The sequence below is a fragment of the Parabacteroides gordonii MS-1 = DSM 23371 genome (assembly GCF_000969825.1).
Lineage (GTDB): Bacteria > Bacteroidota > Bacteroidia > Bacteroidales > Tannerellaceae > Parabacteroides > Parabacteroides gordonii.
The window spans coordinates 590,268-611,903 of the sequence record NZ_KQ033920.1 but is presented as its reverse complement, the minus strand read 5'-3'; the positions used below and the strand labels follow the sequence as shown (position 1 = coordinate 611,903).

The following is a 21,636-nucleotide window of genomic DNA, read 5'->3' as shown; positions in this document are numbered from 1 at the left end:
TCTTTTTCATTTAGTTACAACTCTATTTATTATTTCGCACCGAATATCATCCAATAAAATACCGGAAGCACAACGACTGCAAAGATCATGGCAAATACAGTACCCGAACAGATCACTACCCCCATTGGCGTCCACAGCGAACTATTGCTTATTATCATAGGTACTACGCCTACAGCTGTCGTAGCCGATGTCAGGAAGATCGGCAGCATCCGGCGTTTGCCCGCATCCATCGCCGCATCTTTAACCGGTATGTGTTTATTGATACGCAGATCCTGCGCATGGTCGAATATCATAATTGCATTACGCACCACAATACCTATCAGGCTGATGATCCCCAAAACACAGGTCAGGCTGAATTCCAGTCCGGACACCCACAGTCCGAAAGCGGCACCAAACAGACACAGGAGTATGGAAGAAAGGGCCGCCATAGCCAGGCCGATCTTCTTGTAATTGATCAGCAGGAAGAAGAACACAATGATCACAGCAATAAAAAGTCCTTTTACCAAGGGGGTGATCACTTCTTCATCCGACTCCCTGGCACCGCCATATTCATAGCTGACGCCATCGGGAAGGCCGGGGATAACCTGGCTGTCCATAACCTTTTCCACCTCTTTCTGCATATTGGTTTCATTGTAACCCCGTTTTACCTGGGCGATCACGCTAAGCGTACGTACACCGTTACGGCGGACGATCTGCCCCTCATTCCACCCCGCTTCTATTTCGGAAACTTGACGAAGTGGAACACTGATACCCGGAGCGGCCGTAGGCAAATAGGTATCTCCCACCCGGGAAAACGAATCCTTTTCTCCTTTATCCTTCTCCGACTTCAGACAGATAGCCAACGGGTAATCGCCTTCCCAGACTGAACCTACCGACATGCCATTATATCGGATAGCCATATCGGCAGCAGCCATCGCCTTTGAGATACCTAACCGGGAAGACTCTACCGGATCGAGGGTCACACGTACATCCGGCAATATTTCTTCAAAATTCGTATGTATCCAGACAAGCCCTTCCACATCCTGCAAAGCCGCCATCAGTGTATTGGCCGATTGTTTCAAGGCAACTATATCATCCCCCATAAAACGTATTTCCAACGGGGAAGTAACATTCTGGTAATCCAGTTGCTTGAATTTGACATAAGCATCCGGGAAATGATCCGCATATGCATTGGTATATTCATCCAGCAACTCCGTCGTCGCCTTCACGGAGGTCGTATTAATAATGAACTGGGCATAGTTCTTGCCCCCCATATTCGGCGCATAAGTGGCCTGGAAACGAGGAGAAGCCATTCCGATAAAGGCAGTGGCGGATAGAACGCGCTCATCGTTCTTCAATAAGGCATATACGCTATCACATACGGCAGCCGTTTTATCGAGCGCTGCCCCCTGGGGCAAATAGATCTCGATGGCAAACTGGTCACGATCGGCTGTCGGCATCATCCGTAACGGTATATGTATTACGATCAGGATCGCCAATACAACGGAAAGGACTCCGATACCGAGTGTCGTCTTAGGGAAACGGAAAGTCCACGTCAACACCTTTTCATAGAGTGCCTGCACATAATCCAGTAAATTGAACTTCTTCTTCCCCGCTTGATCCTGTCCTCCCTTCAATCCTTTTTTTATAAGTACATGTTCCAGCATGGGGATGAATATCATGGCAATAACCAGGGAAGTCATTAAAGAGATCGTAATTGTCCAGGGAAACCAGTTCACGAAATCAAGCATCTGCCCTGTCATTGTAAACAGCAACGGATAGAAAATGATACAAATACTCAGGGTTGCCAGGAAGATAGACGAGAAATAGTTCCTGGCACTCGATACAGCCGCATGCCAGCGCGACATCCCTTTATCCAACCTTTCCAGATACGCATCGATGACAATGATCGAGTTATCCACGATCATTCCCAACACAACGATCAGGGCGGCAAGTGTAACCGTATTCAACGGGATGCCGACAGCATACATGATCCCGACAGAGATAAAGATACTGATCGGAATAGAGGTTGCCGCCACAACAGCCGACTTGAAAGGGAACAGAAACATCATGACCAGGATCACCACTATAATAGAGACGAACAGGTCGCGCACAAATGAACTGACCGAGTCGTCCACCACTTTCGGCTGGTCGGCTATACGCTTTATGGAAACACTTTCCGGCAGCTCTTCCTGGAATGCAGTGAGGATTTTATCCACCTCACGCCCATACTGCACGATATTATTCCCTTCGCGCATCTCCATAGAAAGAATAATCGCTTTCTTCCCGTTATTCATTATATAACTGTCCGGTTCGGGATATTCACGGACAATCCGCGCAATATCTTTCAAACGGATCATATTCCCGTTGCCATCTGCATATATGATCTGGTCGGATATCTCTTTTTCAGAAGAATAAGTGTTGGTAAAATGGATCGGGATCTCAATCTCTTCACTTTCCAGCGAACCGCCGGAAGTAGTAAACCCTTGTGTAAATAAGGTTGTCAGCAGCATCCGTGTATCGACCCCGTATGCTGTCAGCTTGTCACGATCCAGATAAATACTGATCTGTTCTTTCTGCATACCATAGCGGCGCAGGTTTAAAACCGACTCGATGCGACGGAGACGGTCTTCAAGCGTTTCCATATATTTCTCCAGCTCACGATAAGTCTTGTCTTCCGATTCGAGCGTGATCAATAAAGCCGACGTATCCCCGAAATCGTCATTCGCTATCACCGCCAGGACACCGGAAGGCAACTGCGACTTGAAGTTCTGCAATCCCAGCTTGATCTTCGACCAGACTTCATCTTTATTGTTCACTTCATCGTTCAACTCCACCATGATATACACCATCCCGTCGCGCGACATGGAATAGGTCTTTTTCTTTTTCACCTCTTTGAAAGTAAACAAATACCGTTCAAGCGGTTTGGCCAGCTGCTCTTCCACTTCTGCCGACGTAGCTCCGGGATATACGCCGACAACGACACCCTGCCGGATCGTAAACTCCGGGAACTCCTGTTTCGGCATATCTACCAGACCATAAATTCCAAGGCCGACCAATATCGTCAGAACCAGAAGCGTGATCTGATAATAATGCATGGCCCACTCTATAATTCCTTTTTTGCTTTTCATAAGGCTTTTACTTTCATGTCCTCACTCACTTTCTGGTAACCGTCGGTAATCACCAGGTCACCCTCCTTCAAACCGTCTGTTATCAGCAATCCGTTGTCTGTCAGCCCGCCGACACGTACAGGTACGGCCTTTGCTTTTCCGTCGCGCATACACCAGACATACCGTTCGCCGGTATGGGAGATCTGAATGACATTGTTTGGCAGGGAGATAGCCGATAAAGTATCTTCATTCTCCACTTTTACGCTGCAAACCATTCCCGGTAACAATACCCCCTGGTCGTTATCCAGCTTTATCTTTGCTTCATATGTATGCGATACCGGATTGGCTGTAATCCCTTTTTCCGTGACCGTACCCTCAAATACTCGGTTATTCAAAGCTGCTACCGTCAGGGTTGCCTTACGCTTCTCTATGGCCGATATTTCCTTTTCGGGAACTGCTATTTTAACGTTGACTGTCCTCACATTCAGTAAGGTAAAGACCGGTTTACCCGGTTGTACATTCTCGCCGGTTTCTACATTCCGCTTTCCGATCACACCACTGAAAGGGGCATACAGCCGGGCATCTTCCAGATTCTTTTTGGCGATACTTTCCATCGACCGGGCTTGCTGAAGCTTACTTTGCGCCTCCACCCATTTAATCTCCGGAAGGCTCTTGTTCTCATACAATATCTTCATACGATCCGACGCATCCTGCGCCTGTCCTAAAGAAGCCAGGGCCGCATCATAGGTATCCTGAAGCACACTCTGTTCCAAAGAAGCCAAAAGCTGCCCCCGGCTAACCTGTTGCCCTTCGCGGACAAAGATCCTTTCTACATTCCCCATCACCTGAAAGCTCAGCAAAGATGCCGATTCTTCCTCTACCGTTCCTACATAACTTTGCCCGTTGACAAAGCCGGAACCCACTACCTCTACCACCTTCACCGGTATCTCCCGCTCTGCTGCCGATTCGTTCTTTTGGCCTGAACAACTGACAGCAAGGATCACCATCAAAGAAACACCTGCATAATTGACTACTTTCATACCTATCTACATATTAGTAATTTACTTAAACTAAAACGATGCAAAAGTGTAGAGTTTCCTTATTTTATAAAAGGTCAGTTAACCAAGATAATTGTTCCGAAAGTCGCTTTAGCTTACATCACATACTAATTATTTATGTATGTTTGCATATAAATTAAGAAAAGATGGATCAAACAGTACCGACCATAAATCTATCCAATGTCGAGCATTCATCGAAGATGGACTTCCTCGACGACGATTTCGTGATCTTCGACGACCTGAACGAAATCCCCCTCCTGGATTACCCCAACCGGGTGGATGCTGCCGTTTTCGCAATCTGCCTGAAAGGACATATCCGTTTCAGTATCAACCTGAAAGAGTATTTCATTTCATCCAGTAGTATGGTTGTTCTTTTACCCGACCAGATCGTCCAGCAACATGAACGCAGCGACGACTTCGAAGCTATCTTCCTCGGAGTATCCAAACAGTTCATCGACGACACGATCCCGGGAGTACAGAACCTTTTATCGGCCTTCTTTTATGTGAAAGAACATCCATGTACAACTATCACCGATGAAGAGCTGGACAGCCTGAAAGAATACCATTCCTTCCTGTGGAAGAAAGTGAAGATGAAAGAGCATGTGTACCGGAAAGAAGTTATGCAAAGCCTGCTTCTGGCCTTGTTTTATGATATTTGCAATATCTTCCGCAGGCATCAGCCGATAGACGGTGGAAAAAGATCCCGCAAAGAAGAACTGTTCGGGTTATTCATGCGGGTAGTGATGGAAAACTACAAACAGGAAAGAAGCGTAGGTTTTTATGCAGACAAACTTTGTGTTACAGCCAAATATCTATCGCTGGTAGTTAAAGATGTCAGTGGAAAGTCTGCCGGAGACTGGATCGACGAATATGTTATACTGGAAGCCAAGGCCTTGCTGAAATCAAGCAATATGACCATTCAGGAGATTGCCGATGTACTTAACTTCGCCAACCAGTCGTTCTTCGGGAAATATTTCAAGCACCATACAGGCGTATCACCCAAAGAATATAGAAAGATATAGGGGATAAACCGGATTATCCCCCTATCATTACTTCAATGCCATACTTATGGAATATATCTACGGAACGCTGCACTACCTCTTCCGAAGGGGTAGCCATCGGATAATGATCCGGGTTATATATCGTTCCCAATTTCTCATGCTTGTTCTTACCTATGTCATGGTATAAGAGCAAATTGACCGTATGATGTTGCCAGGGTAAAGAAGCGAGAAACTCGGCCGAGCGGGTTATATTTTCTTCATCGGCATTCACACCTTCAATCAGGGGAATACGGATATGGAACTCGTGCCCGGCTTCCGCAACCATTCGTAAGTTAGACAATATCAACTCATTAGGAACACCACAATAAAGTTTATGTTTAACTGTATCCATATGCTTAAGATCCACCAGGAAAAGTTCGGAATGTTCCATTACTTTCCTGACCACTTCCGGCACGGCCAATAGCGTTGTATCGACGGCACGGTGAATACCCAACTCCCCACAACGGCGAAGCATTTCCAGCAGCATATCCGGATGCTGCAAGGGTTCTCCTCCGCAGAAAGTAACGCCTCCCTCCGAACGATCCATAAAAACCGTTTCCTTTTCGATCTCATGGATCAGGTAATCAATGGAGTATTCCGTTCCGGAAATCTCCATCGCCATAGCCGGACACAACTCTGCACATTTGCCGCACAGATCACAAAGCGACCGGTCGGTCACAACCCCGTCGGGAGTCAATGACAGCGCTTTTTGCGGGCAGTTATCCACACAAGTACGGCATCCGATACATTTCTTCTTTGTATACAGCTTCTGTTTCCGGCTGGACAGTCCTTCCGGATTATGGCACCATACACACGACAGCGGGCATCCTTTCATAAAGATAGTGATCCGGATACCCGGCCCGTCGTTTATTGCATAGCGCTTAATATCAAATATCAAACCCATTCTCAGAAGTTATCCTGTTCCGTGCGGGCAATCACATCAGCCTGCAGGTCAGCGTTCATATCGTTAAAATAATCACTGTAACCGGCTACACGTACCAACAGATCACGGTAATCTTCCGGACATTTCTGTGCTGCATACAAGGTTTCCGTATCTACGATATTAAATTGGATATGATGTCCACCCAGAGCGAAGTAGCTGCGTATCAGGGAAGACAGTTTGGATATATCTTCCTCCCGTTTCAACAGGCTCGGCAGGAAACGTTGGTTCAGCAAGGTACCTCCACTCTTTACCTGATCCAGCTTACCCAACGATTTGATCACGGCAGACGGCCCGTGCGTGTCGGCGCCATGCGAAGGGGAAGTACCGTCGGAAATGGCCTTTTCAGCCAAGCGGCCGTTCGGGGTGGCTCCCATCACCTTACCGAAATAAACGTGGCAGGTAGTCGACAGCATATTCAGATGGAAACATTCGCCTTTCGTGTTCGGCTTGCCCTCGATAGCATCGTAGAGATCGTCGAATACTTTTACAGCGATCGTATCCGCATATTCATCATCATTCCCAAAGAACGGAGTGCGGTTAAGAATGGTCTGGCGCATCACTTCCGCACCGACAAAATTGTTTGCCATCGCTTTCAGCATTTCATCCATCGAGAAGCGTTTATCTTCATAGACATGCTTCTTCAAGGAAGACAGGCTGTCGGTAATAGTCCCCAACCCGGTACATTGTATATAAGTGGTGTTATACCGGGGGCCACAGTTATAGTAGTCGCGCCCTTTGGCAATGCAATCGTCAATAAACAGCGACAGGAATGTTGCCGGGGCATATTTGGCAAACATCCGGTCGATATAATTGCTTACACGCATCTTCATATCCACGAAATAATGGATTTGTTTCATAAAGGCAGCGTATAGCTCGTTGTAATCTGCAAAGTTACGCGGATCGCCGGTTTCCAGTCCCACCTTACGGCCGGATACAGGGTCGATGCCGTTATGAAGCGTTACTTCCAGTATTTTCGGCACATTCAGATAGCCGGTCAATACGTATGCCTCCTTACCGAAAGCACCCACCTCGATACAACCGCTACAACCGCCTTCACGGGCATCCTGCAAGGATTTTCCCTGGCGCATCAGTTCCTGGATATATACATCGGGATTGAAGACGGAAGGATAACCGTGTCCCTGGCGGATCACCTTACATCCGGCACGCAGGAAACGTTCCGGCGTACGGGCACTGACGTGGATCGCACTACCGGGTTGCAGGATATGCAGTTCCTCGATTGTCTCCAACATAATATAGGAAACCTCGCTTACTCCGTCGCTGCCGTCGGCCTTTACGCCACCGATATTCAGGTTCGTAAAATCATTGTAAGTTCCGCTTTCCTTGGCCGTAATGCCGACTTTGGGGGGTGCCGTATGGTTGTTTACCTTAATGAAGAAGCACGACATCAGCTCTTTAGCCTCCTCACGGGTAAGTGTTCCTGCGGCAATCTCTTTTTCGTAGAAAGGAGCCAGGTGTTGGTCGAAATGCCCCGGATTCATAGCATCCCATCCGTTCAGTTCCGTAATAGTTCCCAAGTGAACGAACCAATACATTTGAATGGCTTCCCAATAAGTACGGGGAGCATGTGCCGGAACCCAACGGCAAACTTCCGCTATTTTACGAAGTTCGGCCACACGTTTCGGGTCTTTCTCCGTCATCGACATCTCGTCTGCCAGGTCGGCATGACGTTCGGCGAAAAGGATAGCGGCATCACAGGAGATAGACATGGCCGTCAGTTCTTCCTGTTTGTCCGTCGCTTCGGGGTCATTCATAAAATCAAGGCCTTCCAGTTCACCCTCAATCCGTTCCTTCAGATCGAGCAGGCCGAACCGGTATACTTTGCCGTCGAGAGCCGTATGTCCCGGCGCACGTTGTTCCATAAACTCGGTAAACATGCCGACTTCATAAGCTTCCTTCCATTCTTGCGGAACATGGCTGAAGATGCGTTCGCGCTGCGTACGGCCTTTCCAGTAAGGGATTACTTCGCGTTCGTAGGTATCGATATCTTCCTGGCTGATCGTGTACCGCTGCAATTCGCGGGTATTCAGCACATGCAGGTCTTCCACACTATGGCAGGTCAGTTCGGGGAAGGTCGGTACGGCTTTCGGTGCCGGCCCGCGTTCGCCGACAATCAGTTCGTCTTTTCCTATATATATCGTCTTATGTTTGCATATTTCCAGAAAGTTCAACGCTCTCAGGATAGGGATAGGATATTTACCGTAGTTTTCTTTATAAAAGCGGGTCTCGATCAAGGCCCGTTCAATAGACAAAGACGGTTCGGCTTCGAAAGAAAGCTGACGCAAACGTTTAATACGGTCGTTCATACCATAAGCATTTGCTTCCACTGCGGGAGCAAAGTTTGACGCACTCATAGGTGCACGTTGAGCTGTTAACATACACAGTATTTTTGAATGAATAATTAAGAATAACAAAAGAACCGGCCGCACCGCAGGCGGCTGAACCCGGGAGAGAATGCGATGTTTAAAGATAGAACATCAAGCAATTGAAAAGTTTCCTGTAACCTTTTATTACCATGCTATTTACAAGGTGTTATATGAACACCGCAAACATAAATACTTTTCATGAATAAACAAAATAACTGCGTCTGTATTTTTTGCTATATTTGCAACATTCGTTTAGTTTTCATGGTTATTCATCTAAATACATCTTCATGGAAAATCGTTTTTTAGGACTTATAGAGAACAGCATCAAGGAACATTGGGACTTGCCTGCTTTCTCAGACTATAATGGACATACATACCATTATAAAGATGTGGCCCGCCGTATAGAAAAATTTCACATCATACTGGAACATGCCGGAATAAAGAAAGGGGATAAAGTGGCACTTGTTGGCCGTAACTCTTCCAACTGGGCGATTTGTTTCTTCGGCATCCTGGCCTATGGAGCCGTTGCCGTACCTATCCTGCATGATTTCAAGCCGGATAACATCCATCATATCGTAAACCATTCGGGAGCCAAAGCCGTTTTGGCCGGGGCAAACAACTGGGAGAATATGAATGAACAAATGATGCCGGATGTTAAACTGTTCATGCTGCTCGATAACTTCTCGATCATCAAGAGTAAGAATAAGGAAGTACGTGTGGTACGCGACAGGATCAACGAATATTTCGGTAAGAAATATCCCCGCTCCTTCACCTCCGCCGACGTGAAATATCATGTAGAGAAACCGGAAGAGCTGGCAGTGCTTAATTATACCTCGGGAACGACAAGTTTCTCCAAAGGTGTGATGATCCCTTTCCGCAGCTTGTGGAGCAACACCCAGTTTGCTTACGATAACCTGCCGTTTATCCATCCGGGAGACAGTGTGGTTTGTATGTTGCCGATGGCGCATATGTATGGCCTGGCTTTCGAGATACTGAACTGTGTGAATAAAGGATGCCATGTGCATTTCCTTACCCGCACGCCCAGTCCGAAGATCATCGCAGAGGCTTTTGCCCGCGTGAAACCGGCATTGATACTGGCCGTCCCTCTTATCATAGAGAAGATCGTCAAGAACAAAATATTCCCGGAATTGGAGAAGCCGCTTATCAAATTGCTGCTGAAAGTTCCGTATCTCGACCAGAAGGTGCTCGATACGATCGCCAAAAAGCTGAACGACTCTTTCGGTGGCAAGTTCGGAGAGGTGGTGATCGGCGGTGCAGCCCTCAATAAGGAGGTAGAATCATTCCTGCGTTCGATCAATTTCCGCTACACGGTAGGTTATGGTATGACGGAATGCGGCCCGTTGGTGGCTTACGAGCAATGGGATACTTTCAAACAGGGTTCCGTTGGCCGTATCGTCGACCGTATGGAAGCACGCATCGATTCGGCCGACCCCGAAAACGAAGTTGGTGAAATACTGGTTCGCGGCATGAATGTTATGTTGGGATATTATAAGAACCCGGATGCTACGAAAGCGGTCATGATGCCCGACGGCTGGATGCGTACGGGCGACCTGGGAACGATCGACTCCGACGGTTTCCTGTATATCCGCGGACGCAGCAAGTCTATGATCCTGGGACCGAGCGGACAGAACATCTATCCGGAGGAGATAGAAGACCGGCTGAATAATATGCTTTACGTTGCTGAATCGTTGGTAATCTCGCAAGGCGGTAAACTGGTCGCCCTCATTTACCCGGACTGGGAACAGGTCGACAAAGCCGGTATCCAGCACTCCGAGATAGAAGGGTTAATGCAACAGAACATCAACCAGCTGAACAACGAAATGCCTTCATACAGCAAGGTCTCCTGCTTCAAATTATATCAGGAAGAATTTGAAAAGACTCCTAAACGCAGCATCAAACGGTATTTGTATCAACCGGCTGAAGAGAGTTAGTGGTAAAAAGAAATAAAAAAGGCAGGGATTTTCATCCCTGCCTTTTTTACAATATCATTATATTAGCATTTAATACTCAGTTCGCGCAACACATCACGGATCTTTTCGAAAGTCGTGATACGTGTCGGAACCAGTGGCAAACGCAATTTGTTCTCGATAAATCCCATTGCATTCAACATACTCTTTGCTCCGGCAGGGTTACCGTCGACAAACAGCAGTTCGAACAATTCTGTAAAACGATGGTGAATCGTGCGGGCATGATCATAATCTCCGGCTAGTGCCAGACGAACCATGCGGCTGAATTCACGCGGGAAAGCGTTACCTATAACCGAGATAACACCGATTGCCCCTAAAGTGATCAGCGGGAATGTAATACCATCATCACCCGAAATTACATTGAAGTTAGCCGGCTTGTTCTTAATAATATCATCCATCTGAGTAATATTACCGGAAGCTTCTTTCACGGCAACCACATTCTTAAATTCGCGTGCAATGCGGAGCGTTGTAGCAGCCGTCATATTCACACCGGTTCTTCCCGGTACATTATACAATACGATAGGAAGTTTGGTTGCTTCGGCAATTGCCTTATAATGCTGATAGATTCCCTCCTGTGAAGGTTTATTATAATAGGGCACGACAGACAGGATAGCGTCGATACCATCAAAATTATCGTTTTTCAACTTTTCAACGATCGTACGGGTACAGTTGCCACCAACTCCCAAAACGATGGGAATACGACCATTCACCTTTGTTACAACAAGGCTGATGATTTTCTTTTTTTCTTCTTCAGTGAGGGTTGGCGTTTCTGCGGTAGTTCCTAACACGACCAAATAATCTGTTCCGTTCTGCACCTGATAGTCTACCAGTTTACTTAACGCATCATAATCCACACTTTCGTCTTCCTTGAAGGGAGTGATCAGGGCCACACCCATTCCTTTTAAATTTATGTCTGCCATGGGGAAAATATTCCTTTTTTGTTATTTAGCACTGCAAAAATAACGAAATTATATCATTTAGAACGGATTGTCTGCAAATAAAATAAGATATGTCCGAATATGTGCTTAATATCAGCCTCTTCTGTCACAGAAATAGTAAGATCGTATAAATCCAGTTCACTGCTTCGGGCTCCGACTTTAAATGTGGCGGGATGCCGTAACAGCAAATATTGCATCACATAATCATTTCTGCGGGTTAGGTCGATCAGTATGTCCGCATCGCAACCATAGAACTTCTTTTGTATTTCATCTTTGGGAATACACCACAGATCCAGGTCGGTCTTTCCGTGTATAACCATGTATGCCGGGTTCACTTCGGGAACCACATCACTTGCCACATATGCACAGACATTAATATGTTTATGCATCATACGCAACGTTTCCAGACAGGGCTCAACAATGTCACGGTCTTCGGCATTAAACAAGACCAGGATATGGCGGGCGTCTTTCAGGGTGCAGAAATTACTCTGACGCTTTTTGGCACCGGCCAGATCCTTTACTTTCTTTCGGATAAAATGGTTTGTCAGTCTCATTCAGCCAACATGTTTAAGAATTCATTCTCGTTGATAATCTTTACTCCCAGCTTGGCTGCTTTTTCCAGCTTGGCCGGGCCCATGTTCTCTCCAGCCAGAATATAATCTGTCTTTCCGGAAACGGAACCGCTGTTCTTGCCGCCATGTTGTTCGATCATGGCTTTATATTCGTCGCGCGAATGCAGGGTAAATGTACCACTGATCACGATAGATAATCCTTTCAGTTTGTCGGAACGGTTGGCCAAAACCTCTTCGGCTACCGTCATTTGCAGACCATACTCTTCCAGACGGGCAACCAGTGTACGGTTTTCTTCGTCGGCAAAATAATCGACAACGCTACGGGCAATGCGTTCGCCTATTTCGTCCACTTCCGTAAGCGTCTCGAGTGAAGCTTCTTCCAGTTGTTTCATAGAATGGAAAGCGGATGCCAGACGTTTGGCTACGGTTTCGCCAACATAACGGATCCCCAACCCGAACAATACCCGTTCGAAAGGAACCTGTTTCGATTCTTCCAGACTCGTCATCAGGTTACGTGCACTTTTCTCCGCCCAACGTTCCAAACGCAACAAATCAGGTATTTCCAATGTATACAGGTCGGCCACATTCTTTACAAGACCGGCATTGAACAGATCCTCTACCGTTTCCGGGCCGATGTTTATATTCATGGCACGACGGGTAACGAAGTGTTCGATACGGCCTTTTATCTGCGGCGGGCAACCGGATTCGTTCGGACAGTAATGTGCCGCTTCTCCTTCCGGGCGATATAACGGCGTACCACATTCGGGACAACTTTTAATAAAGGTCACTTTTGCTCCCAGCAACATAGAACGTGAGTCGATATCCACCCCGACAATCTTAGGAATGATCTCCCCTCCTTTTTCCACATAGACATTATCGCCCAGATGCAAATCCAGCCCTTCGATAATATCGGCATTATGCAAAGAGGCACGTTTAACGGTCGTTCCGGCCAGTAATACCGGCTCCAGATTGGCTACCGGAGTAACCGCCCCTGTACGTCCTACCTGGAAAGAGACGGAGTTGAGACGAGTAACCGCCCGTTCGGCCTGAAATTTATAAGCGATTGCCCAGCGCGGACTCTTCGCTGTAAATCCGAGATTCTTCTGCTGACGAAGTGAGTTTACTTTCAGCACAATGCCATCCGTAGCAACGGGAAGGTTTTTCCGTTCGGCATCCCAGTAAGCGATATAATCGAATATATCCTGCAGACTGCCGCATTTACGGATAACATCTGGTATCTTAAAGCCCCAGGTACGGGCTATCTGTAAGTTTTCGTAATGTCCGTCTGCCGGAAGCACCTCTCCTAAAAGATAATAGAAGTAAGCATCCAACTTACGGGAAGCTACAATGGCGGGATTCTGTTGTTTCAACGTTCCCGATGCGGCATTGCGGGGATTGGCGAAAAGAGGTTCTTCCTGCTCTTCGCGCTCCTTGTTCAGCCGGTCGAACTCCGCCCAGGGAAGCAGGATCTCTCCTCGTATCTCAAAGTTAGCCGGATAATTATCGCCACGCAACTTCAAGGGAACGGAACGGATCGTTTTCACGTTGGCCGTCACATCATCGCCACGGGTTCCGTCGCCGCGAGTAACGGCACGTACCAGACGTCCGTTTTCATAGATCAACGAGATAGAAGTCCCGTCGTATTTCAGTTCGGCAACTATTTCGAAAGGCTCGTTCAAAGCACGCTCGGTCCGCTCGTAGAAATCGCGTATCTCATCTTCGGAATAAGTATTCCCCAAAGAGAGCATCGGGTATTGATGCACTACCTGTTCAAATTCCTTCGAAAGGTCGCTTCCTACCCGTTGCGTCGGCGAATGCGGATCGGCAAATTCAGGATTGGCTTCTTCCAATGCCTGCAATTCTTTCATCTTCTCATCAAACTCCCGGTCTGATATAGTCGGTGTGGAAAGCACATAATAATTATAATTATGCTGTTCCAGTTCATCACGAAGTGCTTTAATATTTGCCTCTACTCCCATATTTTAATATACCAATTTTACATTATCAATCCAGAACGTATTACCCGGCGAACCGATATAGGCCCCTCCGTGACTGGAAGTGAATTGCAACACGAGGTGTGTCGGTTCCTCTCCTTCTTCTGCCCAGCCGATCTCCTGAATGGGAACACTTTTTCCCTGACTGTTCAGTGTATAACGTTCTTCAACCTGTATGCACATATAAGGTTTGTAATCGGGATGGGAAGTAATATTTCCGTAAAGGATCGGATATGTAGCATCGTTTACCCAACCGTCTGTCGACGATATATAACGTTGCACCATTGTTCCTACCCGTTTGGCATATACGTTTCCTTCTTTATCTTCCCAGCGTTTCTGTAAAAACAGAATGGCTGCGATCGAATCCTGCCCGGCTACTTTCGACTTACGGCTGAAACCTGTGCTGCGTACACGGTCTTTCTCCGGAGCTGCCTTGATCTTATAATCGAAACGGATCGCTTCCGGCTTCTTGGTAAAAGGAACACCGCTCCCCAACATACTTTGCGGGTTCTTCGTTCCCTTGATCGGCTCATGTACCTTTCCTAAAAAGACCGAACCGGCAGCTACTACCTCAATATCCACCAAACCGAACACTTTCACACTTTCCATACGTGTCTCCAGACGTGCACACCAACCGTCTCCCCTCTTTTCCGGGAAAACAGAGGTGTTGGTCTTTACCACTCCGGCCACTTTAGCCATCACATTCGAGTTGGCCCACGGAGAGCCGCCCCGGTTGTGGTAAGCCACATTGCCGACAATCGTATCGGTCGGTCCCAACTCATACAGGTGTTTCTTATTTCCACCTATGATTCCCGATTCCTGAATCTCGCGTACAACCCACTGATCCATATCACCGAAAGCTAAAGGTACGACCTTTTCCTGTCCGGTCACAGTAGACAGCTGGCTGCCCGTAAACAAAAATAATAATATATTCTTTATATAATTCATAAGCTTTGCTTAAAAGTTGAAAGAATATTATAAAGAATAACCCCACTCCTTAAGAGCCATGCCCCAGTTCTCTTCAACGATCTGTATGGTACGGTCGTCGTATTTGTACTGGTTCTTCTTATATCCCTTTTTCTTTCCCAGATATTTCTCAATCTCGGCTTTAGACGATTCAAATCCCGGCAGGTTTAATTTGCGATAGATGTCTTCAGTCATTGCATAAGCATCCTGTTCGAAATCTTCAAACTTCACTTCCACCAGGTTTCCTTCGGGGATCAGCCCTTTCTGTTCTTCAAACTTGTAGAATAAGCGGCGATATACTTCAATAAGATTGCTTTCAATCTGTTCATTAGTGATGTCTTGCAAACGAAGCGGCTGTATCGTATTTGTAAAGAAACTGCGGGTACTTTCAAATACGGTATAAGGATTACGCTTCAAATAAATAAACTTGGCATTCGGAAACATTTCCAGCAATGTTTTCACGCGGCCGGTATGCGGCGGGTTCTTACTCAGGAACTGTGTGCCGTGTGTATTCCAAAGCGAAATCTTGATAAGCTTCAGGAAAGTTTCCTTGAATACTTCCAGTTCATGCTCGGTCGTGTTATCGAACAACAGATACCGGTCGCAATATTCCAGCATATGTTTCGGGAAGAACCAGAAGTTATAGTAGGAATAGGGCATCATGTTTGCCAATGCAAACTCCTCTTCCTGCGGAAGATCGACCTTCAGTTCCAGATTGTCGGTCGGACGTTTGTCGGGCATCAGAAGCGACATATTCTTCTTAAAGAAAGGTTGTCCCCAAAGCATCAGGTTCGGAAACACCGTCTGATACGTGGTGTTGTATCCGAAATGCTTGTCGCACGAAAATACATTGTGTACGAATGTTGTCCCGCTACGCCAATGGCCCAGTATGAATACCGGATCCATTTCCAACGGCTTATCCGCTATTTTACGGTAACGGGCATCTTCAAAAGGTTGCAATAAACTAAGCAGACGGCATACCGACTTGGTCAGAAAATATTTGTTTCGGAAACCTTTGTCGATCGTTTTGTTAGCTGTCACAGCCTTAAATGTTTTCCAGTCTGCTCCTACCAATGTATTAATTGGTAGCTTATCGAATTCCATCAACCCCATAAACTATTGTTTTTCAGTTATACATTTTACCGGAACACCCTGGCGTTCCAAATCCTTACATATCGTGCGAATTGCTTCGTAATGCTCTTCGCCTATTCCAAGTTCGGGTAGGTTCAGTACCGCGAGGGCATCTTCCGTTACCATATCTTTCGCATCCACACGGTCGATGATCATTCCGACTGCCGATGTGTTATTGGTAATCGGGTCGATCAGAATAAAGGCACCTGTCTGCTTATTTTTCTGATACGGATCAAATATCAGCTCCTTACCTGTTGTAAAGACTACACGGGCAATCTCGTTCAGCTTCATCGGCAAAGTGTCTGCGGTTAACTGTCCATTCTCAACAGACAGCTGCTCCATTGTATTAACATTCACCTTGTAACGGATACTGTCAACACGGGCACGCGTCAGATTCGTTGTGTGTTTGATATAGAACTGTTTCGACAGATCCATCGGTTCTTCATCCATCCATACCAGCATCGATTCGAAGTTACGGTCTTCTATCGGCAGGTTATCCGGATGTACCAGCATTTCGCCACGGGAAACGTCGATCTCGTCTTCCAATGTAATAGTAACACATTGAGGTGGGAATGCATAATCCAGTTCGCCATCGTATGTTACGATACTTTTCACCTTCGACGTTTTACGTGAAGGCAATGCCATCACCGTATCCCCCTTGCGGATAATACCGCTCGATACTTTACCGCAGAAACCACGGAAGTCCAGGTTCGGACGCAATACGTATTGAACCGGATAGCGGAAGTCTTCGAAGTTACGATCCTGGTCGATAGGCACCGTTTCCAGGAAGTCCAGCAAAGAAGGGCCGTCATACCAGGGAGTACGGTCGCTCTTTTCCACCACATTGTCTCCATCCAACGCCGAAAGCGGGATGTAAGTGATATCAGAGATATTCAGCGGAGCAACAAACTCTTTGTAATCGGCAACGATCCGGTCGAATACCTTTTTGTCGAAATCGGCAAGATCCATCTTGTTTACTGCCAGTACTACATGCTTGATACCCAGCAAAGATACCAGATAAGTATGGCGACGGGTCTGTGTGATCACACCTGTGCGGGCATCCACCAGGATAATAGCGAGGTTGGCTGTCGACCCGCCGGTAATCATATTTCGCGTATACTGCTCGTGTCCCGGAGTATCGGCAATGATGAATTTACGGTTGTTCGTACTGAAGTAGCGGTAAGCCACATCGATCGTGATACCCTGTTCGCGTTCTGCTTTCAGGCCATCCAATAACAATGCATAGTCAATATGATCGCCGGCATTTCCCATACGCTTACTGTCGCGCTCCAGAGCATCCAGCTGATCTTCATATAACTTTTTACTATCAAACAAAAGACGTCCGATCAATGTCGATTTACCGTCATCCACCGAACCTGCCGTAAGGAAACGGAGCAGGTCTTTCTGTTCGTCCTTATCCAGGAATTCTTTTATATTTAATGTTGACATATTCTTTTAATTAGAAATAACCTTCTCTCTTTTTCTGTTCCATGCTGGCATCCTGGTCGAAGTCGATTACACGGGTGGTGCGTTCGCTCTTGGTGGTTGTCATCATCTCTTCCACGATCTTCTCGATTGTATCGGCTTCGCTATCTACGGCTCCGGTCAAAGGCCAGCAACCGAGGGTACGGAAACGTACCATCCGCATCTTGATCTGATCGCGATACTGCTCCGGCAAACGGTCGTCGTCAGCCATGATCAGGTTGCCATCGAGTTCTACGATAGGGCGTTCCTTGGCATAATACAGCGGAACGATAGGAATATTTTCGAGACGGATATACTGCCAGATATCCAGCTCTGTCCAGTTTGACAACGGGAACACACGGATACTTTCGCCTTTATGTACACGGGCATTATAGATGTCCCATAATTCCGGACGCTGGTTCTTCGGATCCCACTGGTGGAACTTATCGCGGAACGAGTAGATACGTTCTTTGGCACGGCTCTTTTCCTCGTCACGACGGGCACCACCGAAAGCGGCATCAAACTTATACTTATCGAGGGCATGCAGCAAAGCCTGCGTTTTCATCAGGTCGGTATGTACCTTGCTACCATGTGTAAAAGGCCCGACACCAGCGTGAAAGGCCTCCATATTTGATTCGACGATCAGGTTCCATCCGAACTTCTTTGCATACTCATCACGGAACTGCACCATTTCCTTAAACTTCCATTTTGAATCGATGTGCATCAAAGGAAACGGAACTTTGCCCGGAGCAAAGGCCTTCTCTGCCAACCGAACCATCACCGACGAGTCTTTACCGATAGAATAAAGCATTACAGGATTTTCAAATTCAGCAGCAACCTCCCGTATGATATGGATGGATTCTGCTTCCAGTTCCTGTAGATGGCTTAATTTGTAATCTGACATATTTCAATATATTTGTTTGTTCCTATTCATTAAGAAGGGCGTAAAATGTTACGCCCCCACTTTGGGTAATATCAATTCTAATAATTTATTGACCGATTCTTCCAGACTGAGAACGGATGTATCCAACGATAACGCCGGATGCTCCGGAGCTTCGAACGGAGCCGAAACACCTGTGAAATCTTTTATCTCTCCCTTGCGGGCCTTTGCATACAATCCTTTCACATCGCGTCGTTCGCATTCTTCAATCGGTGTGTTTACATAAATCTCAAGGAAATTCTCTTTTCCGATGATAGACGAAGCCATCTCCCTTAGTTCGTTATTCGGACTGATAAAAGCCGCTATAGTTATAACACCGGTATCGATAAATAGTTTGCTAACCTCGGCTATACGACGGATATTCTCCACACGGTCTTCTGCCGAAAATCCCAGGTTGTTATTGATGCCGCTACGGATATTATCGCCATCCAGGATACGGCACAATAATCCCCGCTGATGCAACTCCCTTTCGAGTGCTATTGCAATGGTACTTTTACCAGAGCCGCTCAGTCCCGTAAACCAGACCATTACACTACGTTGTTTCAGAAGAGTTTCTTTATCCTCTCTTCCCATCATTCTATCGAAGATCGGATATATGTTATTCGTTTGTGTATTACTCATTATTAGTTACCCTTAAATTAAAACTTCCAGATCATTGGTATTACAAATATAGAAATCAAAAAAGTGATCAGGTTCAGTGGTAAACCGATCCTTACGAAGTCGGTAAACTTATAACTGCCGATACCTTGTACAATCAGGTTCGTCTGATAACCGATCGGCGAACTGAAACTGGCCGAAGCAGCCATACAAATCACCACAAAAAATGGCGTCGGATTGACCCCTAGCTGTGTGGCTACCGATAATGCGATCGGGAAGCTTAATGCCGCCGCCGCATTATTCGTTATCAACTCTGTAAATATATTTGTAATAATAAATATGATCGCGAGCAAGGCATAAGGCCCGAAGTTATCGGCCATATTAATGATATAGCTGGCTACCAATGCTGCAAAACCGGAGTTTTCCATCGCTTTGCTGATAGCAAAAGCACAGGCAATCGTAATCAGAATATCCCATGAAATGTATTTGGTATATTTTTTGGGTGGAAATATCTTTGTCCAGGCCATAATAATCGTTGTGATGCAGACAAAGAAAAACATATCCAACCGCATATTGGGTATAGCTTCTTTTACTGCCGGTAACTCTCCAACCGTTGCACCAACGATCATAAAGATCAGAAGCCCCAGCGCCAACCAACGTTTGCCTTTCGATACAGGTTCGGTATTTTCGCTACCATTTGCCAACATAAGGAAGACGCTTGATTCTCCCCAAGTCGGAATGAATGAATCGTCCGCCCAAAGTACCAGCGTATCCCCTTCATGCAAGGTTACTTTATCCAGATCATGGGTGAATCGTTCGCCGCCGCTCTTTACTTCTTTTACTATAGCACCATAATGACGGGTAAAGTTAAACTCACCCAATGTCTTATTGATGCCGGGAAAACGTGAACCCAAAACGGCTTCCACACGATGTAGATTACCCGGTCCCTCCTCCTCTCCTTCATCAACATAATTATCCTGGCGAGAGTCTGGCAATAACTTATTAGAGAAAGCAAACAGGTAAAGAATACCTGCAATAGCAATAAAAATACCGACCTTTCCGAGTTCAAACATTGTAAATCCTTCATAGCCGGCATCTAACACCATTCCATGCACAACCAGATTAGTAGATGTTCCGATCAGTGTACAGATACCTCCTAAAATAGTTACATAAGATAGCGGGATGAGAAATTTGGTAGCGGGAAGTTTCACCGATTCTGCCCAACGCTTAATAATCGGGGCAAAGATTACAACGACCGGTGTATTATTCAGAAAAGCAGAGATGAAAGCAATTGGAGGCAACATACGCACCTGTGCTTTCAGTACAGTCGTTTTACCTTCCGGAAGAAGTTTCTTGATCACTTGCCCCAAAGCACCGCTCTGACGGATACCTTCGCTCACAAGAAAGAGCATGGCAACGGTTATCATCCCTTTATTACTAAACCCTTCCAACATTTCTTTGGGACTCAATATACCTGCCACAAGGAATAATACTACTACAGAAAGTAGTATCATTCCCGGTCGCATCCTATCCCATATTAACGCCGCAACCATTCCGGCCAGGGCTAGTAATACAAATAATATTTCAAAATTCATGCGTTCCTAATCTGTCTAGTTTTTCAGATAAGGTGCAAATGTAATAAGAAAATTAACGTTATTCGTACGCCAAAGTGCTATTTTAATCTTATTGACCAAAATAATCAGGATATGGAAGAAAGGGGTTTTACAATAAACCAGGGATTATGCAAATCTTCCTTATTGTATTTCAACGGCGTTCGACCATCGATATGAAAAACATCACATCCCGCCCCTCTTGCTATTGCATGTCCGGCTGCCGTATCCCATTCCATTGTCGGAGCAAAACGTGGATAAATATCCGCACTGCCCTCTGCCACCAGACATATTTTCAGGCTGCTTCCACTACTGATCAACGTAACCGGCTGTCCTTGCTTACGCAGGTTCTCTATAAAATCGGTTGTTTCCGGACTTTGATGAGAACGGGAAGCGACAACCACTATTCCCTGATGTCCCATAGACACCGGCAGGCGCGTTGCCTTCTGCATAATTTCATCCATTGACGGTTGATGTGAGCAGTCGATATTTGCCAACTTGTAAGCACCTAACGAATCGGCTGAAAAATACAACTCTTTCCGTACCGGGACATAGATTACGCCCAGGATAGGCACTCCTTTTTGAACCAAAGCGATATTTACAGTAAACTCGCCGTTCCTTTTAATAAACTCCTTGGTTCCATCCAGCGGATCAACCAACCAGAATGTTTCCCAGGCTGAACGTTCTGCATATGGAATATCCTTTCCTTCCTCGCTCAATATCGGAAAAGGGGTTACAGAAAGAACATTCACAATCAACATGTGAGCAGCTTTATCGGCCTTCGTCAGCGGAGAATTATCAGCTTTGCGTTCAATTTCAAAATCAGATTCAGGATCTGTATAAATATCCATGATAGCTTTTCCGGCATCAATTGCTGCCCGGATAGCAATGTAAAGATAGTTCGAATAGGTCATCATCACTC

Annotated in this window: 16 protein-coding genes; 2 read left to right on the top strand and 14 right to left on the bottom strand. The window is 46.2% G+C overall.

Annotated features, from left to right (window positions below):
- Window positions 1-29 precede the first annotated feature (29 nt).
- Together HMPREF1536_RS19505 and HMPREF1536_RS19500 are read right to left on the bottom strand one after the other, a co-directional pair.
- Complete coding sequence (locus HMPREF1536_RS19505; protein WP_028729472.1) at window positions 30-3,110, bottom strand: efflux RND transporter permease subunit; 3,081 nt, start codon at window positions 3,108-3,110, stop codon at window positions 30-32.
- Window positions 3,107-4,129: an efflux RND transporter periplasmic adaptor subunit gene (locus HMPREF1536_RS19500; RefSeq protein ID WP_028729473.1), complete on the bottom strand. Its 1,023-nt coding sequence runs from the start codon at window positions 4,127-4,129 to the stop codon at window positions 3,107-3,109. Before HMPREF1536_RS19500 ends, HMPREF1536_RS19505 begins: the two co-directional genes overlap by 4 nt.
- A 164-nt stretch (window positions 4,130-4,293) precedes the next feature.
- Between HMPREF1536_RS19500 and HMPREF1536_RS19495 the strand changes: the two genes are divergently transcribed.
- Window positions 4,294-5,169, top strand: coding sequence for a helix-turn-helix domain-containing protein (locus HMPREF1536_RS19495; protein WP_028729474.1), 876 nt, complete (start codon window positions 4,294-4,296; stop codon window positions 5,167-5,169).
- Window positions 5,170-5,182: 13 nt separating this feature from the next.
- Here the strand turns inward: HMPREF1536_RS19495 and HMPREF1536_RS19490 are convergent, their stop codons facing one another.
- Window positions 5,183-6,091 (bottom strand): glycyl-radical enzyme activating protein, encoded by a 909-nt coding sequence (locus HMPREF1536_RS19490; RefSeq protein WP_028729475.1) that lies wholly within the window; start codon window positions 6,089-6,091, stop codon window positions 5,183-5,185.
- A 2-nt stretch (window positions 6,092-6,093) separates the two neighbouring features.
- Window positions 6,094-8,502, bottom strand: coding sequence for a trans-4-hydroxy-L-proline dehydratase (gene hypD / locus HMPREF1536_RS19485; RefSeq protein WP_028729476.1), 2,409 nt, complete (start codon window positions 8,500-8,502; stop codon window positions 6,094-6,096).
- Between the two features lie 299 nt (window positions 8,503-8,801).
- Here hypD and HMPREF1536_RS19480 point away from each other — a divergent pair, with 299 nt between their 5' ends.
- Entirely contained in the window at window positions 8,802-10,466 is a 1,665-nt protein-coding gene (locus HMPREF1536_RS19480; protein ID WP_028729477.1) for an AMP-binding protein, read from the top strand.
- A 62-nt stretch (window positions 10,467-10,528) separates the two neighbouring features.
- On the opposite strand, the gene dapA is transcribed toward HMPREF1536_RS19480, so the two are convergent.
- The 10 genes from dapA to cysQ form a co-directional block, all read right to left on the bottom strand.
- On the bottom strand, window positions 10,529-11,422 hold the full coding sequence (dapA, locus tag HMPREF1536_RS19475; protein WP_028729478.1) for a 4-hydroxy-tetrahydrodipicolinate synthase: 894 nt from the start codon (window positions 11,420-11,422) through the stop codon (window positions 10,529-10,531).
- Window positions 11,423-11,475: 53 nt separating this feature from the next.
- Window positions 11,476-11,994 carry a DUF6913 domain-containing protein gene (locus HMPREF1536_RS19470; protein ID WP_028729479.1) on the bottom strand — a complete coding sequence of 173 codons (519 nt, stop codon included), beginning with the start codon at window positions 11,992-11,994 and terminating at the stop codon, window positions 11,476-11,478.
- The gene (gene ligA, locus HMPREF1536_RS19465) at window positions 11,991-13,991 is read right to left on the bottom strand and encodes an NAD-dependent DNA ligase LigA (protein ID WP_028729480.1); all 2,001 of its coding nucleotides are present in this window, start codon (window positions 13,989-13,991) and stop codon (window positions 11,991-11,993) included. The genes HMPREF1536_RS19470 and ligA overlap by 4 nt, the downstream gene beginning before the upstream one ends.
- Window positions 13,992-13,994: 3 nt before the next feature.
- Complete coding sequence (locus HMPREF1536_RS19460; protein ID WP_028729481.1) at window positions 13,995-14,954, bottom strand: PCMD domain-containing protein; 960 nt, start codon at window positions 14,952-14,954, stop codon at window positions 13,995-13,997.
- A 27-nt stretch (window positions 14,955-14,981) separates the two neighbouring features.
- Window positions 14,982-16,085 carry a cholesterol-responsive sulfotransferase gene (locus HMPREF1536_RS19455; protein ID WP_028729482.1) on the bottom strand — a complete coding sequence of 368 codons (1,104 nt, stop codon included), beginning with the start codon at window positions 16,083-16,085 and terminating at the stop codon, window positions 14,982-14,984.
- Window positions 16,086-16,088: 3 nt separating this feature from the next.
- Window positions 16,089-17,552 (bottom strand): sulfate adenylyltransferase subunit CysN, encoded by a 1,464-nt coding sequence (cysN, locus tag HMPREF1536_RS19450; protein ID WP_028729483.1) that lies wholly within the window; start codon window positions 17,550-17,552, stop codon window positions 16,089-16,091.
- Between the two features lie 10 nt (window positions 17,553-17,562).
- Entirely contained in the window at window positions 17,563-18,471 is a 909-nt protein-coding gene (gene cysD / locus HMPREF1536_RS19445) for a sulfate adenylyltransferase subunit CysD (protein WP_028729484.1), read from the bottom strand.
- A gap of 48 nt (window positions 18,472-18,519) precedes the next feature.
- On the bottom strand, window positions 18,520-19,128 hold the full coding sequence (cysC, locus tag HMPREF1536_RS19440) for an adenylyl-sulfate kinase (RefSeq protein WP_028729485.1): 609 nt from the start codon (window positions 19,126-19,128) through the stop codon (window positions 18,520-18,522).
- A gap of 17 nt (window positions 19,129-19,145) precedes the next feature.
- Entirely contained in the window at window positions 19,146-20,699 is a 1,554-nt protein-coding gene (locus HMPREF1536_RS19435) for an SLC13 family permease (RefSeq protein ID WP_028729486.1), read from the bottom strand.
- Window positions 20,700-20,803: 104 nt separating this feature from the next.
- Window positions 20,804-21,631: a 3'(2'),5'-bisphosphate nucleotidase CysQ gene (cysQ, locus tag HMPREF1536_RS19430; RefSeq protein WP_028729487.1), complete on the bottom strand. Its 828-nt coding sequence runs from the start codon at window positions 21,629-21,631 to the stop codon at window positions 20,804-20,806.
- Between the last annotated feature and the right edge of the window lie 5 nt (window positions 21,632-21,636).

What these genes read in the sequence shown, in the direction of transcription:
- dapA (WP_028729478.1), bottom strand. Translation starts at nt 11,422, where the DNA reads ATGGCAGACATAAATTTAAAAGGAATGGGTGTGGCCCTGATCACTCCC.
- HMPREF1536_RS19480 (WP_028729477.1), top strand. Translation starts at nt 8,802, where the DNA reads ATGGAAAATCGTTTTTTAGGACTTATAGAGAACAGCATCAAGGAACAT.
- HMPREF1536_RS19435 (WP_028729486.1), bottom strand. Translation starts at nt 20,699, where the DNA reads ATGAATTTTGAAATATTATTTGTATTACTAGCCCTGGCCGGAATGGTT.
- hypD (WP_028729476.1), bottom strand. Translation starts at nt 8,502, where the DNA reads ATGAGTGCGTCAAACTTTGCTCCCGCAGTGGAAGCAAATGCTTATGGT.
- HMPREF1536_RS19505 (WP_028729472.1), bottom strand. Translation starts at nt 3,110, where the DNA reads ATGAAAAGCAAAAAAGGAATTATAGAGTGGGCCATGCATTATTATCAG.
- HMPREF1536_RS19495 (WP_028729474.1), top strand. Translation starts at nt 4,294, where the DNA reads ATGGATCAAACAGTACCGACCATAAATCTATCCAATGTCGAGCATTCA.
- HMPREF1536_RS19455 (WP_028729482.1), bottom strand. Translation starts at nt 16,085, where the DNA reads ATGGGGTTGATGGAATTCGATAAGCTACCAATTAATACATTGGTAGGA.
- ligA (WP_028729480.1), bottom strand. Translation starts at nt 13,991, where the DNA reads ATGGGAGTAGAGGCAAATATTAAAGCACTTCGTGATGAACTGGAACAG.
- HMPREF1536_RS19460 (WP_028729481.1), bottom strand. Translation starts at nt 14,954, where the DNA reads ATGAATTATATAAAGAATATATTATTATTTTTGTTTACGGGCAGCCAG.
- cysQ (WP_028729487.1), bottom strand. Translation starts at nt 21,631, where the DNA reads ATGATGACCTATTCGAACTATCTTTACATTGCTATCCGGGCAGCAATT.
- HMPREF1536_RS19470 (WP_028729479.1), bottom strand. Translation starts at nt 11,994, where the DNA reads ATGAGACTGACAAACCATTTTATCCGAAAGAAAGTAAAGGATCTGGCC.
- cysC (WP_028729485.1), bottom strand. Translation starts at nt 19,128, where the DNA reads ATGAGTAATACACAAACGAATAACATATATCCGATCTTCGATAGAATG.
- cysN (WP_028729483.1), bottom strand. Translation starts at nt 17,552, where the DNA reads ATGTCAACATTAAATATAAAAGAATTCCTGGATAAGGACGAACAGAAA.
- HMPREF1536_RS19500 (WP_028729473.1), bottom strand. Translation starts at nt 4,129, where the DNA reads ATGAAAGTAGTCAATTATGCAGGTGTTTCTTTGATGGTGATCCTTGCT.
- cysD (WP_028729484.1), bottom strand. Translation starts at nt 18,471, where the DNA reads ATGTCAGATTACAAATTAAGCCATCTACAGGAACTGGAAGCAGAATCC.
- HMPREF1536_RS19490 (WP_028729475.1), bottom strand. Translation starts at nt 6,091, where the DNA reads ATGGGTTTGATATTTGATATTAAGCGCTATGCAATAAACGACGGGCCG.